This is a genomic window from Aeromonas sp. 19NY04SH05-1 (genome assembly GCF_040581895.1).
Lineage (GTDB): Bacteria > Pseudomonadota > Gammaproteobacteria > Enterobacterales > Aeromonadaceae > Aeromonas > Aeromonas enteropelogenes.
The window spans coordinates 1,022,732-1,041,603 of sequence record NZ_CP095328.1; the positions used below are offsets into that span (position 1 = coordinate 1,022,732).

Sequence of the window (18,872 nt, forward strand, 5' to 3'; positions counted from 1 at the left end):
GGCGTCGCCCTTTTCGTTGCAAACATAACGAGATAGGGAAATACAACAATGCCAAGTCCAAAACCAACCATGCTGGCTCTCGCGGTCGGTCTCTTCTGTGCATCTTCCGCCTACGCCGCGCCGCCCGGCAAAGCCACCATCGGCTGGGGTCCCACCAAGTTTTCCATCATCGAAGTGGATCAGGCCGCGACCTCCTACAACAACCTGGTCAAGGTGAAGGATGCCGCCGATGTCGAGGTGAACTGGAATCTCTGGAGCGGTGATCTGGGCCAGACCGCCAAGGTCCTGCTCGATGGCCAGGAGGTGTGGTCCGGCCCCTCCGCTGCGTCCGGCAGCGCCACCTTCAAGGTGAAAAAAGGGGGGCGTTACCAAATGCAGGTGGCTCTATGCAACGCCGATGGCTGTACCCTCTCCGACAAGAAGGAGATAGTGGTGGCCGATACCGACGGCAGCCACCTGGCCCCGCTCAAGACGTCACTGCAGGAGAACAACAAGCCTTACGCCAACAAGTCCGGCAAGGTGGTCGGTACCTACTATGTGGAGTGGGGCGTCTATGGCCGCAAGTTCACAGTGGACAAGATCCCGGCCCAGAACCTGACGCACATCCTCTACGGCTTTACCCCCATTTGCGGCGGGGATGGCCTCAACGACAGCCTCAAGGAGATCGAAGGAAGCTTCCAGGCGCTGCAACGGGCCTGTGCCGGCCGCGCTGACTTCAAGGTGGCGATCCACGATCCCTGGGCTGCCGTCCAGATGCCGCAAAGCGGCCTGACCGCCCACGATGAGCCCTACAAGGGCAACTTCGGTGCCCTGATGGCACTCAAGCAGGCCTACCCGGATCTGAAGATACTGCCGTCCGTGGGGGGCTGGACCCTCTCCGATCCCTTCTACTTCCTCGGTGACAAGACCAAGCGCGACACCTTCGTCGCCTCGGTGAAGGAGTTCCTGCAGACCTGGAAATTCTTCGACGGCGTGGATATCGACTGGGAGTATCCGGGTGGCCAGGGTGCCAACCCGAAACTCGGCAGCCCGACCGATGGTGCCACCTATGTGGCCCTGATGAAGGATCTGCGCGCCATGCTCGACGAGCTGGAAGCCCAGACGGGTCGCAAGTATGAGCTCACCTCCGCCATCGGTGCCGGTGGCGACAAGATTGAAGACGTGGATTACCGCGCGGCCCAGCAGTACATGGATCGCATCTTCCTGATGAGCTACGACTTCAACGGCGGCTGGAGCAATACCGAGCTCGGCCACCAGACCAACCTCTACCCGGCCAGCTGGGATCCCGATACCAAGTACACTACCGACAAGGCGGTCAAGGCGCTGTTGGGGCAAGGGGTCGAGCCCGGCAAGCTGGTGGTGGGCGCGGCCATGTATGGCCGTGGCTGGACCGGTGTGAGCGGCTATCAGGCCGGCAACCCCTTTACTGGTACCGCGACCGGCAAGGTGAAGGGGACCTGGGAAGATGGAGTGGTGGACTATCGCGACATCGTCAACAACCGCATGGGCAGCGAGTGGGAGAAAGGCTACGACGAGGTGGCCGAAGGGCCCTACGTGTTCAAGGCGTCGACCGGCGATCTCATCACCTATGACAACGACCGCTCGGTCAAGGCCAAGGGGCAATACGTGCTGGCCAACCAGCTCGGCGGCCTCTTCTCCTGGGAGATCGATGCCGACAACGGTGACATCCTCAACGCCATGCACGAGGGGCTGGGCCACGGCGAGGGCATCACGCCGCCGGCCAACAAGCCGCCGGTGGCCAATGCGGGCAGTGATCTCGGCGTCACCGGCCCGGCCGAGGTGACCCTCAATGGCGCTTCTTCCCATGATCCGGAAAGCGGTGCCCTCACCTACAGCTGGAAGCAGGTATCAGGCCCGCAGGCCACCCTGCTCGACGCCAGTCAGGCCAAGGCCCGGGTAGTGCTCGATGGCGTGACAGCCGACATCAATCTGGTGTTCGAGCTGACCGTCACCGACGATCAGGGACTCTCGGCCAGCGATCAGGTGGTAGTGACCAACAAGGCGCCCCAGCCCAACCTGCCACCCGTGGTAACGGTACCGGCCAGTGCGACCGTGGAGTCGGGCAAGCAGGTGACCATCAAGGCCAGCGTCTCCGATCCCAACGGCGATGCCCTGACGTATCAGTGGAGCGTACCGGCTGGCCTCAGTGTCGCCGGGCAGGATAGCCCCACTCTGGTGGTGACCGGTCCGAGCGTGACCAGTGACACGGCTTATGACCTGACTCTGACGGTATCCGATGGTGCCCTGGATGCCAGCGCCAGCAGCCGGCTCACCGTCAAGCCCGCCAGCACGGGTGGCGGTTGCGAGGTCAGCGATCCGGATGCGGCCAACTGGCCAGCCTGGCAGGCGAGCCAGACCTACAACAGCGGGGACAAGGTAAGCCACAACCAGCTGGTGTGGCAGGCCAAGTACTGGACTCAGGGCAATGAACCGAGCCGTACGAGCGACCAGTGGCTGCTGGTGAGCAAGGTTCAGCTGGGTTGGGATGCCAATGTTGCCTACAACGGTGGCGATCTGACCAGCCATAATGGCCGCCAGTGGAAAGCGCAATACTGGACCCGTGGCAACGAACCCGGCAAGCATGAAGTCTGGCTGGACGTTGGCGCCGCCAGTTGCAACTGATCCTGGCCCATGAAGGCAGGCTCTGCCGCAAGGGGTGGCAACCCGGTGCTATGGTGACCGACGGGGTATGTGAGTGACATTGCTGCTTACATCTTGTCCCACAGGGAGCGTCGGCCGCCAAGCCTGACCGGGGAGACTCGTCAGCTGTGAGGCCTTGCCTTGAGCCGAGCCAATCATGGTAGAACCGTAACACTATAAAAAGATGGGGCCTGTGGGCCCCATCTTCATTTGCTGGAGTTCAGGTTTGGCCGTAGAGAGGTTGGCCAGGACAGGACAGCACCCTGGTGGCGCTGCGAGGGGGTGTATTTATGTAATTTTACTACTAGGTGTGTGTAATGTTGTCAGCCGTTCACGCGCCATAACGGAAGTAGTACTGGCGGGTTGACGGGGCATACGCGTCTTTCTCGATGACGCCATTTTTGCGGGTCGCACCTTTAAGGTGGAACAGTACAGCCAGATTCTCAAACATGATTAACCTCATCGCTCTGTTATTTATGATTGCTTGTGTGACCTCGGTCACAGTTTGATCCTAGGAGTATCTGTGAGCTGAATCAACTTTTTGTGTTGTAAATTTACATAAATCATGGAAAGGGTTTTCAAATTCAAAAGCCCTTATGGAAAGGCTTTCATGTCGCCCGTTACAACGCCTGTTACAAGAGGGACCTGGTGTCCCGGATTGGGAAGCGGAGTCCTTCAGGCTAAGTCGGGAGAAACGGGATAAAGCAGCCAGGCATTATGAGGCACTGACCGGTAGGCATTTCATCCTGGCATTACGCCTGTTTTGTAACCAAAAACAGTGAGATAGCTGACCTCTTGCTGGTTAAATCGACGAACTGCTGTAATTTTGACTAAACGCGCTTGTGGGGATTATTTTAGGGTTGACAGCAAAGCGGGTGATGCCTATCATGCGCCTCCGTTGCCGGAGATAACTTCGGTGGCCCGAGGTGAGTTGGGGTTATAGCTCAGCTGGGAGAGCGCTTGCATGGCATGCAAGAGGTCCGCGGTTCGATCCCGCGTAGCTCCACCAAATTCTTCTCGGACAATCTGGAATCAAAGGGGTTATAGCTCAGCTGGGAGAGCGCTTGCATGGCATGCAAGAGGTCCGCGGTTCGATCCCGCGTAGCTCCACCAGATTCTCGATTGTAAATTTCAGTACCCAGGGCAGTGTGGTGTGTACACCCAAGCCGACCTTTGTGGGGTTATAGCTCAGCTGGGAGAGCGCTTGCATGGCATGCAAGAGGTCCGCGGTTCGATCCCGCGTAGCTCCACCATTATTGAAGCCGACAGGCTGACGACAAGCGGCATCCAGAACCGTTTGTCGGGTAGACAATTTGGGGTTATAGCTCAGCTGGGAGAGCGCTTGCATGGCATGCAAGAGGTCCGCGGTTCGATCCCGCGTAGCTCCACCATTATTGAAGCCGAGAGGCTGACGACAAGCGGCGTCCAGAACCGTTTTTCGGGTAGAAAATTTGGGGTTATAGCTCAGCTGGGAGAGCGCTTGCATGGCATGCAAGAGGTCCGCGGTTCGATCCCGCGTAGCTCCACCATCTTCTTATTGGAAGAACGCCAAAGGCCACCGCATTGCGGTGGCCTTTTTGTTTTTTCTTGCCCGTTATTTTCTCCCTTGCTTCCCATAGGTCGTGCCACTCACAGATCCCGGGGGCAAAAAAGCCCGCGGCAGGTGCGGGCTTTGGGGCATGAGGATAGGCGTCACCGTGTTTAGCGGCGGCGTCGCCAGGCCAGCGGCAACAGGGCCAGCAAGCCCAGGCCAAGGGCGCCGCCACCTGACGAGGAGCCTGGCTTGGCCGCATCGCTGCCCAGTTTGAGATCGACGATGACGGGATCATGGTCGGAGGCGCTGAACGGATTGTCGGATTTGATCATATCGCCGGTGAAGCTGCGACCATATTCGAACAAGTTGCTCTCGAACGAGTTGATATGCCAGTCGGCGACTCCGAGTACCTTGCCGGCCAGCGCCGGATTGGCGAGGGCGTAGTCCAGGGTGCCGAGCTCGGCCTCATAGCTGTAGGAGATGGCTTTCTCCTTGTTGAATTTTACGTTCAGATCGACCAGACCGTAGCTGCGAGTCACCTCCTGTCCCAGCTGCTCATAGGGCTGTTCGCCGAGATAGGTGTGGGAGGCCGAGACAATCTTGCGTTCGCTGGTGGCCGGGTTGTAGTCGGTCAGCACCCGGATTGGATCTTCCTTGGCGTAGGAGTTGAAGTCCCCCACCAGCAGCACCTGACCGGACAGCTTGTTGACGGCATCCCCCAACACCTTGGCGGCGGTAACCCGGAACTCGGTGCATTTGCCCTGCAGATCGGCGGGTTCGCTCTTGCCATCACCATTCTCGTAGCAGCCGGAGCCCTTGGATTTGAGGTGGTTGACCACCAGGGTCAGTGGCTCCTTGTTGCCCTCGACGGTGAAAGTCTGCACCAGAGAGTCACGCTGGGAGGCGCGCTTGGCGATGCCACCCACTGTGTAGCGCTGTTCCGGCATCTGGATGAAGCTGGCATCGCCGGCGGGAGTGAGCAGGGCGGGGCGGTAGATCATGGCAACCATGATGGCGTCACCGCCGAAGAACTTGCCCTCGGTGAGAGCCGTGGCTGGCAGGCGAACATAGGCATAGTGCTTGCTCGCGTCTTTTTGTGCCTGGTTGAGACGGGTGACCAGATCATGGAGGGCAGAGGTATCGTCGAAGCCGTTGTTCTCCATTTCCATCAGACCGAGCAGGTCGGCATCCATCTGGGTGATGGCGTTGACAATCTTGGTGCTCTGTTTCTGGAAATCCTCCAGACTCTTGGCGCCCCGGTTGCAGCCCTTGGCGCTGTCCGCATCAGCCTGATCCTGGCACAGTACGTTGAGGGCACCGCCCACGCTGGAGTGGCTGGTGAAGTAGTTGAGCACGTTGAAGCTGCCGATCCGCAGATCCGAGCCTGTAACGCGATCCGGTGCATTCTGGCGATCGTTGTCACTGGTGCGCAGCAGATCTCCTACGGTGATGGTCTGCTCCCGGGGGATGATGAGGCGATACTCGCCGAAGCTGTAGCCCACCATGGCCTCCAGATTGACCGGTGCATCGCCGATCCGCAGGTAACCCTGCTCCGGCTCCCAGGCGGGCAGCCAAGGCAGCGTGCCGTTGGCGGCCTTGAAGTCCGATTCGAGGAACACCCGGTTGCCGGCATTGGCGGAGGCCTGTGCCTTCGCCTCGCTGCTGCCAGCCACATGCTGCTGGGTTGGCTTCATCAGCGGTGCCTGATGGGCGAGCACCAGGTTGTTGCGTCTGGCGGCATAGTCATAGCTGAAGTTGCGGCTCACCTTGAGCAGGCTGTCGGCATCGAGGCGCACCCGCATCCCTTCGTGGCGCTCCAGGGACCGTGCGAGGTTTTCCCCTTCCAGTACCAGCAATGGCACGGCGGCCGGAGCTTGCGTCTGGGTCAGGACCTGCAGGCGCGGGGTTGTGCCGTCAAACACGGGCTTGAGCTGGGTGTGGCCAAAATACTCCTCGACCCTGGCCTCCAGGCAGACTTCGGCGCCCGGCTTGATGTCCGGGGACTTGCTGGCGAAGTTCTTGTCGTTCAGATAAACAAAGATGCCGTCCGACGTCTGGGGATTGCCATCGCCCTGCACATCCAGCAGGTAGAACCCCTTGTTGAGGCTCTCGCCAAGGGCGGAGACCACGGCCTTGACCGTGACGCTCTGGGGGCTCACGAAGCTGTCGTCGGGCACCAGGGGGCTCTTGTCGCCACTGCCCTGGATGGCGGGGACAGGAGTTAAGGACGCATCGGCCGGGCAGGTGAATCCAGCCGCGTAGAGAGACGGGGACGCAAGCGCCAGCCCCACGGCCAGCGATAGCAGGGTACGTGTACCTTTCATAGGTGTTCCTTTTTTATTTTTGCCAGTATTTCCATAGCCTTGGCTCCTTGACCAAGGGCGCGCATTGTCACATTTCCGGCATGTCATACCAGTGAGCCAACGCACATAACCGGGATGTCGGCGCCTGAGATATCCCTTTTTTTGACTTGGCTAACACACTGAAATAAATGATAAAAATGTTATCTGTGTGCGCGATTGGAGCCAGGTGACCGGCGTCGGTCACATAATTTTCTTTGAAAATGAAGATTGAGACTCTGGTGGTTAATTCCTATACTTGATCCGTTCCTAACGGAACCCAGGTAAAGGGCAAACCGGTAGCGATGCCGGGACGCAATGCCTCCGGTCTGTCTGGGTAGTCAAGACAGATAGCGGGGTTCCCCTGGGTGACAGTCGTGTCTGTGGCGCGTCCATCGCCAGTTGTCTGCACCTATCACGCAGGTTGCGATTGTTCTTTGTCCTGGTGACCCATGCCAAGACAAAACAAGGAAGATAACAATATGCAACAAACCCTAAGGCCCAGCCGGCTCGCCATGCTGGTGGCCCTTGCTGCCATGCCCGCCTGGGCGCTGGCGGCGTACCCTGCCTATCAGGCCGGCACGGCCTACAAGGCTGGCGATGTTGTCAGCAACGTCGGCAACCTCTACGAATGCAAGGAATTCCCCTACTCCGGCTGGTGCGGTGCGTCTCCCTATCACTACGAACCCGGCGTGGGTTCGGTCTGGGGTGATGCCTGGAAACTGTTCAGCGAGGGGGGCGGTAATCCGGATCTGGGGCTCGTCGTCAGCTCGCCCGCCGTTGGCAGTGCATTTGACGAAGGGGCAGAGGTTGCGCTGGAGGTGACCCTGAGTGGCAACAGCAGCGCGCTGGCGAAGGTCGAGTATCTGATCGATGGCCAGCCGGTGGCGCAAGTGAGCGCCTCTCCCTGGTCAGCCAGCTGGGTCGCCAGCGGAGTGGGGGCCCATCAGCTCAAATCCCGGGCGCTGGACAAGGACGGCAAGGTGCTGAGTGAGGCGGACGCCAGTTTCAGCATCAATGCCGTGGTGGCGCCCGAGGCACCCAGGGTGAGCATCGCGAGCCCCGCCGCCGGCGCCAGGGTGACCCTGGGCCGCGCCGCCACCGTGACCGGCAATGTCACCGATGCCAATGACGACGTCGCCAGGGTCGAGCTCTTCGTGAATGGCCAGAAGGTGGGCGAGGACACCAGCGCCCCCTGGCAGCTGAGCTGGACGCCACAGAACAAGGGGCTGGCCGGTCTCAAGCTGGTAGCGACCGACAAGACCAATCTCTCTGGCGAGTCGGCCCAGGTCGACGTACAGGTGGAAGAGGCGGCCCTGCCTCCCACCGGCGGCAACCTCTCCTGCGACGTGCGTCAGATCTACCGCGCCGACGGCAGCGAGTGCATGGGGGATGACCACGGCCGCCGCGTCATCGGCTACTTCACCTCCTGGCGCACCGGCAAGAACGGTCTGCCCGCCTACCTGGTGAACGACATTCCCTGGGACAAGATCACCCACATCAACTACGCCTTCGCGGCGGTGGACGAGCAGAGCCACGTCATCAAGGTGGACGACTCGGCCACCAAGATGACCTGGAGCGGGGTGCCGGGCGCCGAAATGGATCCCGAGTTCGCCTATCAGGGCCACTTCAACCTGCTGTCGAAGTACAAGAAGCAGTATCCGGACGTGAAGACCCTCATCTCCGTCGGGGGCTGGGCCGATACCCGCGGCTTCTACACCGCCACCACCAAGGGGGACTGCTCGGTCAACACCGCCGGCATCAACGCCTTCGCCGATTCGGCGGTGGGCTTCATCCGCCAGTACGGTTTCGATGGGGTGGATATCGACTACGAGTACCCCACCTCCATGAAGGATGCGGGCAACCCGAACGACTTCCCGCTCTCCAACCAGTGTCGCGGCAAGCTGTTTGCGAACTACGAAGTGCTGATGAAGACCCTGCGTGAGCGACTCGACAGCGCCGGGACCGAGGACGGTCGCAAGTACATGCTGACCATCGCCTCGCCGGCGTCGGCCTACCTGCTGCGCGGCATGGAGAACTTCCAGGTCACCCAGTACCTCGACTACGTCAACCTGATGACCTATGACTTCCACGGCGCCTGGAACCACTTCGTCGGCCACAACGCCGCCCTGTTCGACAACAAGGCGGATCCCGAGCTGGCCCAGTGGGGTGTCTACACCCAGGCCCAGTTTGGCGGCATCGGCTATCTGAACTCCGCCTGGGCGGCCCACTACTTCCGTGGTGCCCTGGCGGCGGGCAAGATCAACATAGGGGTGCCCTATTACACCCGTGGCTGGCAGGGGGTCACCGGTGGCACCCAGGGTCTGGGGGGCAAGGCGGCGCTGCCGAGCCAGAGCGATTGCCAGCCGGGTACCGGTGGCAGCACCATCCCCTGCGGCAACGGGGCGGTGGGCATCGACAACATCTGGCATGACCTCGACAAGAACGGCAACGAGATCGGCGGCGGCGCCGTGCCCATGTGGCACGCCAAGAACCTGGAACACGCGGCCAGCCTCGGCATCACCACCCTGCCGAGCTACGGCCAGGCCTGGGGTCTGGATCCCAACAACCCGGCAGACGTGATCCAAGGGCAGTATGTGCGTTATTACGACGACAAGGCCCATGCGCCCTGGCTCTGGAACGAGCAGAAGAAGGTGTTCCTCTCCACCGAAGATGAAGAGTCCATGGGTCACAAGCTCGACTACATCGTCAAGCGTGGCCTCGGGGGCGTCATGTTCTGGGAGATGGCGGGGGACTATGACTTCGACGCCGCGAAGAACGAGTACGTGATGGGCAGTACCCTCACCAGCCTCGCCTACGAGAAGTTCAGCAAGGCCGACAAGGCGGCCCTGAAGCAGAATGATCTGCCGGCTCCGGCCGCCCAGCTCGACATCGGCGTGAGCCTCTCCGGCTTCAAGGAAGGGGACTCCAACTACCCGATCAACCCGACCCTCAAGCTCACCAACAAATCGACCCAGACCATTCCGGGCGGGACCCGCATCGAGTTCCTGATGCCCACCTCCACCTCAGACACCATCACCGACCAGAGCGGTATGGGGCTCAAGGTGGTGGAGAGCGGCGGCAACCAGAACTCGGACGGCATCGCCAACGAGAAGGACTTCCACAAGGTGGCCCTGACGCTGCCGGCCTGGAAGGCCTGGGCGCCGGGCACCGACGTGGAAGTGGCCATGACCTACTATCTGCCAGCCGCCGGCGTACCGAGCGGGATGCGCATCATCAGCGGCAGCCAGACCATAGGTCTCAAGGCCGAGTTCCCGACCCTGCCCGAAGCGGTGCTGGGCACGGGTGGCACAGGTGGCGGTGGTTCCGATGGTTCTACCTGCAGCAGCCAGAACGTGGATCCGGCCTCCTACCCGGCCTACCCGAGCTGGCCGCGCGGCGATCACGCCAGCGGCGGCGATCGCATCACCCACAACAAAGCGGTGTGGCAGGCCAACTGGTGGACCAGCAGTGAACCCAAAGCCGGCGACGGCAGCTGGAAGTCAGTCTGTAGCTATTGATTTTAAAATCAATGTGATAAGTGAGGCTTCGGCCTCACTTTTTTTGTCTGATTGGTCGCTCTGCTGGAAAAAGCGTCTGCCTTTCCTGGCCGCTGCTCTCTATAATAGAGTCGATTAATAATCAGATGGATGTCAGCATATGGCGAGTATATTGGATTCAGTTGATCAACGAACCCAGCTGGTGGGCGAAAACCGCCTGGAGTTGTTGATGTTCCGCCTCGGCACCCGCCAGATGTTTGCGATCAACGTCTTCAAGGTGAGGGAGGTCGTCAAGCTGCCCCACCTCAACAAGATGCCGGGTTCCCACCACAACATCAGCGGCGTGGCCAATATCCGGGGTACCTCGATTCCGGTCATTAACCTGCGCAGCGCCATCGGCATGCGCCCCATGCCCATCGATAGCGAATCCAACCTCATCATCACCGAATACAACCGCACCATTCAGGGCTTTCTGGTGGGGCAGGTGGCCAATATCGTCAATATGACCTGGAAGGATATTCTGCCGCCGCCGCGTTCCGCCGGGCGGGCCAACTACCTGACCGCCATCACCCGGATCCCGGAGGATGGGGTCGATCAGATCGTCGAGATTATCGACGTGGAGAAGGTGCTGGCGGAGATCATCACCTATGACATCCGCATCTCGGAAGAGGTGCTGGATCGGGAGATCCTGCCCGAGATGCACGGTCGCAAGGTGCTCATCGTGGATGACTCCAGTACGGCCCGCAATCAGGTGCGTGAAACCCTGGGGCAGCTTGGCCTTGAGGTGATCGAGTGTCAGGATGGCTTGCAGGCCCTCACCCTGCTCAAGGGGTGGTGCGATGCGGGCAAGAAGGTGACCGACGAGATCCTGCTGATGATCACGGATGCGGAGATGCCGGAGATGGATGGCTATCGCCTGACCCACGAGGTGCGCAGCGATGCGCGCATGGCCGACCTCTTCATCACCCTCAACACCTCCCTGAGCGGCAACTTCAATGAAGCCATGGTCAAGAAGGTGGGGTGTGACCGCTTCATCTCCAAGTTTCAGCCCGACTTGCTGGTCGGAGTGGCGCAGGAGCGTCTGCGCCAGGTGCTGGAGCAGTAAATTTCGTGTGTCTTTGATAAAACAAACATCCCGCCCTGGCGGGATGTTTGTTTATGGGGAGGAGGTCGGTATGAAGGACGGGTTAGGCCTCAGCGCTCTAACAGAGGCTCGATGAAACGGGCCACCTTGTCGCGGATTTGCGGCTGGGCGGCTGGCGTCGGATGGATGCCATCGTTCATCATGAGTTCAGGGCGCAGCGCAATATCATCCATGAAGAAGGGGAGCAGCGGCAGTTTGTTGGCCTCGGCCAGTTCCGGGAAGATCTGCTCGAACTGGCGCAGATAGCGGGCACCATAGTTGCGCGGCAGCTGGATCTGGGTCAAGACCACGCGCGTCTGGTTGGCCTTGGCCAGGGCAATCATGTCGGCCAGGTTCTTGCGGGTGATGGCTGGCGCGAAGCCGCGCAGGCCGTCATTGCCCCCCAGCTCGATCAGCAGCCAGTCCGGCTGGTGTTCTTTCAGCAGGGCGGGCAGGCGGGCCAGTCCCCCCTGGGTCGTTTCGCCGCTGATGCTGGCGTTGATCAGGGAGTGCACAGCCCCTTCATTTTGCCACTTCTGGTTGAGCAGGGCAGGCCAGCTCTGCTGGGCCTGCATCTGATAACCGGCACTCAGGCTGTCCCCCAGCACCAGCAGGGTCTGGGCCTGAACGGATGAAATCAGGAAACAGAGGGCAAACAGAATACGCGCCATAACATCAACTCCCTTCAGTGATTGGCATTAAAAAAGGACAAGGGCCTGCACAGGGTGCCGACACCCTATGGTGGCGGTCACCAAGGCCCTGAATAAACAGGATACGCAGCATGAGTTCAACACCCATTATCGTCGTCAGGAGCCTGGGCAAATCGGTTCGCCTCGGCCAGGAAAGCCTCACCATCCTTGAAGGGATCGATCTGCAAGTCAATAGCGGCGAGACGGTGGCCCTGGTGGGGGCGTCCGGATCGGGCAAATCCACCCTGCTGGGGCTGCTGGCAGGCCTCGATCTGCCGAGCCAGGGGGAGATAGAGATCCTCGGCAAATCCCTCGGCGAGCTGGATGAGGAGGGGCGGGCGCGGCTGCGGGCCGAGCAGATCGGTTTCGTATTCCAATCCTTCCTGCTGCTGCCCACCATGACAGCCCTTGAAAACGTGATGCTGCCGGCCGAGCTGCGCGGCGAGCGGGAGTGCGAGCAGAGGGCCCGCGAGCTGCTGGCGGCGGTGGGCTTGAGTGAACGGCTGCACCATCTGCCGCCCCGCCTCTCCGGTGGCGAGCAGCAGAGGGTCGCCATCGCACGAGCCTTTATGACCCGGCCCAGCCTGCTGCTGGCCGACGAGCCGACCGGCAACCTCGACAGCAAGACGGGCGAGAAAGTGATAGAGCTGTTGTTCGAGCTCAACCGCAAGCACGGCACTACCCTGGTGGTGGTGACCCACGACCACGAGCTGGCCCGGCGCTGCCAGCGCCAGATAGTGATGGCGGCCGGACGGCTGGAAGGGGCAGCCGAAGGAGTGGAGGCATGAGACGATCCGGGATGACATGCCTGCCTGTTTGGCCAGTAAATGGAGGTCACGGGGAATGATGCAGTGGCGACTGGGATGGCGACTGCTTCGCCGGGAGGGATTCAACGGCGAGCTGCGCTGGTTTGTGCTGGCGCTGGCCCTGAGCGTGGCTTGCGTGCTGAGCGTGGCGCTGGTGGCAGATCGGCTCGATGCCGGCCTCAAGGCATCGGGCCGCGACTTTATCGGGGCGGATCGGGTGCTGCGCACCGCCACGGCCATGCCGGATGGCTGGTTGCAGCAGGCAAAAAATGACGGATTGGCGGTGCAGACCACGATCAGCTTCAACAGCATGCTGTTTCATGGCGAGGCGCTGCAGCTCGCCTCCATTCGGGCGGTGCCGGACGGTTTTCCCTTCTACGGCAAGCTGGAGTTGACCCCGCAGCGTTCTCCCGCGCCCGGGGAGATCTGGCTGTCGGCCCGGGTGATGCAGCTGCTGGCGGCCAAACCGGGGGATGAGCTGGAGGTCGGCAATACGGTGCTGAAGGTGGCCGGGCTGCTGGGTGAGGAGCCGGATCAGGGCTTCAGCCCCTTCCTGCTGGCGCCCAGGGCCCTCATTCACAGTGCCGATATCGAGGCGACCGGCGCCCTGTTGCCCGGCTCGCGCCAGCAGTGGCGCTATCTGTTCCAGGGCTCGCGGGAGTCACTGGCCCGCTACGAGCGCTGGCTGGAACCAAAGCTGCAGCCGGGCCAGAAGTGGATCAAGCCGGATGACGGCGAGTCCCGGGTGGGGCGCTCGCTCGCCAATGCGGAGCGTTTCTTCCGTCTGGCCTCCTTGAGCGGCGTACTGCTGGGGGCGCTGGCCATGGGGATCGCCGTGCGCCACTTTGCCGAGCGCCAGACCAACATGGTGGCGCTGCTCAAGACCCTGGGGGCCTCCCGTGCCAGCCTGTGGCAACTAATGAGCGTGCTGCTGCTCTCCCTGACCCTGATTGGCGCCCTGCTTGGCCTGCTGGCGGGCACTGTGATGCAGTGGTTCACCCTGCAGCTGTTGGGGGAGTTGCTGCCCCCGGATCTGCCGCCTCCCTCCTGGCGTCCTTTTGCTCTCGGGGTGGCGGTCGCCTTCTTCATCACCCTTTTGCTCGCCTTCGTGCCCTTCCTGCGCCTGCTCAAGGTGCCGCCCCTGCGAGTGTTGCGCCGCGAGCTGGAGGCGAGCGTTCCCCCCTGGCTGGCGTTGCCGGTAGGGTTGCTCGGCCTGTTTGCCCTGGTGTGGGGCTTTACCGCCGACGTGCGTCTGGCGTTCGGGCTGGTCGGGGGCATGGGCCTGCTGATGGGGTTGCTGGCGCTGCTGGCCTCCGGCTTGCTGCGGCTGGGTGCCAGGGTTAATGGCCCTCACGCCCTGCGTCTGGCGCTGGCCCATCTCTCCCGCGAGCGTAGCAGCGGCTTGTTCCAGCTGGCGGGCTTTGCCCTGGCTCTCATGCTGTTTGGCCTCTTGTGGGCGGCGCGTGTCGATCTGCTGGACGAGTTCTCGGCCCGTCTGCCCGTCGATGCCCCCAACCGGTTTCTGGTCAATGTGGCGGAACATGAGCGCGAGGGGATCCTGGCCGATCTGGCGGCTGCTGGTGCGGTCACCTCGGACTTCTATCCCATGGTGCGCGGTCGCCTGACCCACATCGCCGGCGAGGCGGTGGGTGAGGGGGCCGCCAGCGGCCGCGAGGGGGTCGATCGGGAGCTCAATTTCACCACCACCAGCACCCTGCCGGTCGACAACCAGCTGGTGGCGGGGCGCTGGTTTGATGGGCCCGGGGAAGTGTCGGTGGACAGCGAGCTGGCCAGCAGGCTCGGCATCAAGCTGGGGGACATGCTCGGTTTCACTATTGACGGGCGCAGCTTCGGGGCTCGAGTGACCAGCCTTCGCAGCATCAAGTGGGACAACATGCGCCCCAACTTCTACATGATTTTCTCGGAGGATCTGCTCTCCTCTTTCTCCCGTACCTGGCTAGGCAGCTACCGGCTGCCCGCCGCCGGGCGCGCCGCCGAGGTGGAGATCATCCGCCGCCATCCCACGGTCAGCCTCATCGACGTAGATGACTTGATCGCCCGCTTGAGTCAGGTTTCCGAACAGGTGAGCCGGGCGCTGGGCTTGATGCTGGGGCTGGTGACGGTGGCGGCGTTGCTGGTGCTGCTGACCCAGACCCAGGCCAGCATGGCCCACCGGCGCCGCGAGCTGCTGCTGATGCGCACCCTGGGGGCCGGCAGCACGCTGCTCAAGAAGATGCTGCGCTGGGAGCTGGTAGCGAGCGGTGCTCTGGCGGGGCTGTGCGCCGCCATGGTGGTGGAGCTCTGCTCCTTTGGCCTGCAGTGGTGGTGGTTCGAGGGGCAGTGGCAGTTCCACTGGGCAATCTGGCTGACCTTGCCTACCCTGGGGGCTGTGCTGGTGACGCTGGCCGGGCAGGGGATGCGCCGTCAGCTGCTGGCGGGCACCCTGAGCGATCGCTTGCGCGGCCTGGGGCAGGGCTTGCTGTAAGCGGTGGTAGACCTATTTACAGCCAATAAAAACAACCCGGCCAATTGGCCGGGTTGTTTTTGTTTGGGATCGGGTGTGCTAGCGGGGAGATCTCAGCAGATTGGTGAGGGCCTGGGGGAGTTCAGGGTAAGTGAAGTGAAAACCGGCCTGCTGCAGGCGGGCGGGCAGCACGTGTTGCCCGGTCAGCAGCAGATCCGATGCCTCTCCCATCATCAGGCGCAGCAAGGTTGCGGGCACGAAAAAGAGATGGGGGCGGTGAAGGGTGTGCGCCAGAGCCTGGCTGAACTCCCTGTTGCTGACCGGATGGGGAGCGGTGCCGTTGAAGATGCCGTCGCACTCGCCGTGCTCCAGCAAAAACAGGATGGCGCGCACCAGATCCTGCACATGGATCCAGCTCATCACCTGGTTGCCGGCGCCCATGGGACCGCCGAGACCAAACCGGTAGGGGAGGAGCATTTTGGGCAGGGCGCCGCCATCGGTGCCAAGCACCAGCCCGATCCGCACGATGCAGACCCGGGTCAGGCGGCTGCGGGCCTCCTGAGCCAGGGTTTCCCACTGCTGGCAGAGCTGGTGGGTGAACTCGTCGTGGGGCGTCTGACACTGCTCATCCAGCGGCGCATCGTCTTGCCTGCCATACCAGCCGATGGCGGAGGCGTTGATCAGCACCTTGGGGGGCGTGGTTGAGAGCTTGATGAGATCCACCAGCTGTTCGGTCAGCAGCCAGCGGCTATCGCAGAGCAGCTGCTTGCGCTGCTCGCTCCAGCGTCCGGCGGCGATGGGCTCCCCCGCCAGGTTGATGACCGCATCCACGTCATTGAGATCGTCGAGCCTGTCCAGGCTGTCGAGCACCTTGATGTCGTGACCCAGCAGGGTATAGGCGCGACTGCCCTGGCGGCTCAATACCACCACCTCGTGGTTTACCTTGAGATGGGCCACCAGTCGACGGCCGATAAAGCCGGTGCCCCCCGTGATCAGAATCTTCATCGCTGCGCTCCCTAATTCGTTGTTTTCACTCTAATCAGCTCTTGGGCATTGAACAAGTGGCCGCAGGTTCATCATTCTCTGCCTGCTCTGTTACCGCAGCTGGATGCGGGCGAAAAAAAAACCAGCGGATCACTCGCTGGTTTCAGGAACGTGCTCGCCATCATGGCGGCGCTATCAGAGCATGCGGGTGAGAGCGCGGCAGAGGCGCTTGACCCCCTCTTCGATGGTCGCCTCATCCACACAGGAGAAGCTCAGGCGCAGGGTGTTCTGGATCTCGGGGCGCACGTAGAAGGGGGCCCCGGGCACGAAGGCCACTTTTTCCTTGATTGCCTCGTCAAATAGCGCCATGGCGCTGACGCTCGGCGGCAGGGTCAGCCAGAGGAACATGCCCCCTTCCGGTCGGGTGTAGCTGACGCCGGGCGGGCAGTGACGGGCCAGGGCAGCTTCCATGGCGGCGCGCTGGCGGCCATAGACCTCCTTGATCTTCTCGAGGTGAGCATCCAGCGAGTTGTCCATCAGGAAGCGGTGTAGCACCTGCTGGCTGAAGGCGTTGCTGTGCAGATCGGTGGCCTGCTTGGCGATGGTGACCTTCTTGCGCAGCCAGTCCGGCACCAGCATCCAGCCGAGGCGGAAGGCCGGGACGACGGTCTTGGAGAAGGAGCCGAGCAGCACGGTATTGTTCGGCGCCAGCTTGGCGATAGGGGGCAGGTGCTCGCCCTCGAAACGCAGCTCGCCGTAGGGGTCGTCTTCCACCATCAGCAGCTCGTGGCGCACCAGCCGCTCGGCCAACGCCTCGCGGTTGGCGCGGCTGTAGGAGACGCCGCTCGGGTTCTGGAAATTGGGTACACCGTAGAGCAGCTTGGCATTGGAGCCGCTGGCCAGCAGCTCGTCCAGCGCCGCCAGATCCAGCCCTTCTTCACCGAGGGTGATGGGCTTGAAGGTAGGCTGATAGACGGAAAACGCCTGGATGGCACCAAGATAGCCAGGCTCCTCGATGATGAGGTCCTGCTCCTCGTCGATCAGTACCTTGCCCAGCAGATCCAGCGCCTGCTGGGAGCCGCTGGTGATGAGGATGTTGTCCGGGTTGACCTGCATGCCGTGGCGGCTCAGATAGCGGTTGGCAATGTATTGGCGCAGCGGAGCGAAGCCCTCGGTGGCGGCATACTGCAGGGCGGCGGCACCCTGCTCGCGCAGCACGTCCTGGCAGGCCTGGTCGATGGCCTTGACCGGGAACAGGTGCGGGTTGGGCAGACCGCCAGCGAAGGAGATGATCTCCGGATTGGCGGCAACTTTAAGGATTTCGCGGATAAAGGAAGGCTCGACTTTTTCGAAACGCTGGGCAAAAAACGGCTGCATAGGACTCTCTCTGGCATGATGAGCGGTCACTCCATTCGACCGCCAAGTTATCCGGTTGTATCAGATTTAAAAAATGAGGCAATGGCTGTAACAATATTCGCCAAAAAAGAGCCGGTTTGGCGCCGTGGCGGCGGCCACTGCCCATGACTGCGAGATCCGCGGGCGTGGATGGAAGATTTGTTGTGCGAAACACTTGCGCCCAGTGGCTATCTTGGGATAATTCGCTCCCCTGTTTTCGCCAGGCGATGAAATAACGAGCGTCGAGCCGTCCTTGCGCTGAGCGGATCCAAGACGTATTACCCGGATTGATGAAATAACGAGACAATTATGCCTGTGACCCAAGATGTATTTAACGAAGACGGCAAGTTCATGCGCAAGATCCGCAGCTTTGTCCGTCGCGAAGGCCGCCTGACCAAAGGGCAGGAGAAGGCCCTGGAAGAACTCTGGCCGGTCATGGGTATCGATTTCGCGCCAGAGCCGCTCGATCTGGTCGCCCTGTTTGGCCGCGAAGCGCCGGTAGTGCTGGAGATCGGTTTCGGCATGGGCGCCTCCCTGGTCGAGATGGCCAAGAACGCCCCCGAGAAAAACTTCATCGGCATCGAAGTGCATACCCCGGGTGTAGGTGCCTGCCTGGGTACCGCCCAGGAAGCGGGCGTCACCAATCTCAAGGTCATTTGCCACGACGCGGTCGAGGTGCTGGAGCACATGATCCCGAACGGCTCGCTCGCCTGCCTGCAGCTCTTCTTCCCTGACCCCTGGCACAAGAGCCGCCACCACAAGCGCCGCATCGTGCAGCCGGCGTTCGCCCAGGCCATTCGCCAGAAGCTGGCCATCGGTGGTGTCTTCCACATGGCCACCGACTGGGAAAACTATGCCGAGCACATGCTGGAGGTGATGAGCGCCGCCGAGGGGTACGAAAACACCTCCGCTACCGGCAACTGGGTGCCACGTCCCGACTGGCGTCCGCTGACCAAATTCGAACAACGGGGCCATCGTCTTGGTCACGGGGTTTGGGATCTGATTTTCAAACGTGTCAACTAACTAAGGAGCTATCATGGCCAATCGTAGCCGCCGCCTGCGTAAGAAACTGCGCGTCGATGAATTCCAGGAAATGGGGTTCGACATCGGTTTCAACTTCCCGGTCGGCACTGCCGAAGAGACCATCGATGCGGTAGTCGATGCGATGATCGATGAAGTGATTGAACCTCGCAAACTGGCCTTCGCCGGTTCCGGCCACCTGGCCTGGGAAGGGATGATCTGCACCCAGCAGCTCGGCAAGTGCACCGAAGAAGATCGCGCCGCCGTCAAAGCCTGGCTGGAAGCCAAGGGGATGGAAGCCGTGGTGGTCAGCGAGCTGTTTGACCTCTGGTACGGTGAACCGGCCTAATCATCTCT

11 protein-coding genes, 5 tRNA genes and 1 riboswitch are annotated in these 18,872 nt (G+C 61.6%); of the genes, 12 read left to right on the forward strand and 4 right to left on the reverse strand.

The window, feature by feature from the left end:
- Positions 1–48: 48 nt before the first annotated feature.
- The 6 genes from MRK42_RS04820 to MRK42_RS04845 all read left to right on the forward strand — a co-directional run bounded on the left by MRK42_RS04820 (position 49) and on the right by MRK42_RS04845 (position 4,190).
- Positions 49–2,643, forward strand: coding sequence for a glycosyl hydrolase family 18 protein (locus tag MRK42_RS04820; RefSeq protein ID WP_042072375.1), 2,595 nt, complete (start codon positions 49–51; stop codon positions 2,641–2,643).
- A gap of 951 nt (positions 2,644–3,594) precedes the next feature.
- Positions 3,595–3,670 (forward strand) — tRNA-Ala (locus tag MRK42_RS04825).
- Between the two features lie 28 nt (positions 3,671–3,698).
- Positions 3,699–3,774 (forward strand) — tRNA-Ala (locus tag MRK42_RS04830).
- Between the two features lie 64 nt (positions 3,775–3,838).
- Positions 3,839–3,914 (forward strand) — tRNA-Ala (locus MRK42_RS04835).
- A gap of 62 nt (positions 3,915–3,976) precedes the next feature.
- Positions 3,977–4,052 (forward strand) — tRNA-Ala (locus MRK42_RS04840).
- A gap of 62 nt (positions 4,053–4,114) precedes the next feature.
- Positions 4,115–4,190, forward strand: a tRNA-Ala gene (locus tag MRK42_RS04845).
- Positions 4,191–4,362: 172 nt separating this feature from the next.
- Here MRK42_RS04845 and MRK42_RS04850 read toward each other — a convergent pair.
- Positions 4,363–6,519: an ExeM/NucH family extracellular endonuclease gene (locus tag MRK42_RS04850; RefSeq protein WP_338611838.1), complete on the reverse strand. Its 2,157-nt coding sequence runs from the start codon at positions 6,517–6,519 to the stop codon at positions 4,363–4,365.
- Between the two features lie 295 nt (positions 6,520–6,814).
- Positions 6,815–6,901: riboswitch (cyclic di-GMP riboswitch) on the forward strand.
- A gap of 148 nt (positions 6,902–7,049) precedes the next feature.
- Here MRK42_RS04850 and MRK42_RS04855 point away from each other — a divergent pair.
- The gene (locus MRK42_RS04855; RefSeq protein WP_338612429.1) at positions 7,050–10,055 is read left to right on the forward strand and encodes a glycosyl hydrolase family 18 protein; all 3,006 of its coding nucleotides are present in this window, start codon (positions 7,050–7,052) and stop codon (positions 10,053–10,055) included.
- A 139-nt stretch (positions 10,056–10,194) separates the two neighbouring features.
- Positions 10,195–11,139 carry a chemotaxis protein CheV gene (locus tag MRK42_RS04860; protein ID WP_042025772.1) on the forward strand — a complete coding sequence of 315 codons (945 nt, stop codon included), beginning with the start codon at positions 10,195–10,197 and terminating at the stop codon, positions 11,137–11,139.
- An 89-nt stretch (positions 11,140–11,228) separates the two neighbouring features.
- Here MRK42_RS04860 and MRK42_RS04865 read toward each other — a convergent pair whose 3' ends face one another.
- Positions 11,229–11,828 carry an arylesterase gene (locus MRK42_RS04865; protein WP_223380040.1) on the reverse strand — a complete coding sequence of 200 codons (600 nt, stop codon included), beginning with the start codon at positions 11,826–11,828 and terminating at the stop codon, positions 11,229–11,231.
- 110 nt (positions 11,829–11,938) lie between these two features.
- On the opposite strand from MRK42_RS04865, the gene MRK42_RS04870 reads away from it, so the two are divergent.
- Together MRK42_RS04870 and MRK42_RS04875 are read left to right on the forward strand one after the other, a co-directional pair.
- Positions 11,939–12,634 (forward strand): ABC transporter ATP-binding protein, encoded by a 696-nt coding sequence (locus tag MRK42_RS04870; RefSeq protein ID WP_201976798.1) that lies wholly within the window; start codon positions 11,939–11,941, stop codon positions 12,632–12,634.
- Positions 12,635–12,689: 55 nt separating this feature from the next.
- Positions 12,690–15,137 (forward strand): FtsX-like permease family protein, encoded by a 2,448-nt coding sequence (locus MRK42_RS04875; RefSeq protein ID WP_338611839.1) that lies wholly within the window; start codon positions 12,690–12,692, stop codon positions 15,135–15,137.
- A gap of 78 nt (positions 15,138–15,215) precedes the next feature.
- On the opposite strand, the gene MRK42_RS04880 is transcribed toward MRK42_RS04875, so the two are convergent.
- On the reverse strand, positions 15,216–16,121 hold the full coding sequence (locus MRK42_RS04880) for a TIGR01777 family oxidoreductase (protein ID WP_338611840.1): 906 nt from the start codon (positions 16,119–16,121) through the stop codon (positions 15,216–15,218).
- 174 nt (positions 16,122–16,295) lie between these two features.
- Positions 16,296–17,477, reverse strand: a complete 1,182-nt coding sequence (locus tag MRK42_RS04885) for a PLP-dependent aminotransferase family protein (RefSeq protein WP_338611841.1) — start codon at positions 17,475–17,477, stop codon at positions 16,296–16,298.
- A 327-nt stretch (positions 17,478–17,804) separates the two neighbouring features.
- Between MRK42_RS04885 and trmB the strand changes: the two genes are divergently transcribed.
- Entirely contained in the window at positions 17,805–18,518 is a 714-nt protein-coding gene (gene trmB, locus MRK42_RS04890) for a tRNA (guanosine(46)-N7)-methyltransferase TrmB (RefSeq protein WP_042025765.1), read from the forward strand.
- Between the two features lie 13 nt (positions 18,519–18,531).
- Entirely contained in the window at positions 18,532–18,864 is a 333-nt protein-coding gene (locus MRK42_RS04895) for a YggL family protein (RefSeq protein WP_042025764.1), read from the forward strand.
- Positions 18,865–18,872: the final 8 nt, after the last annotated feature.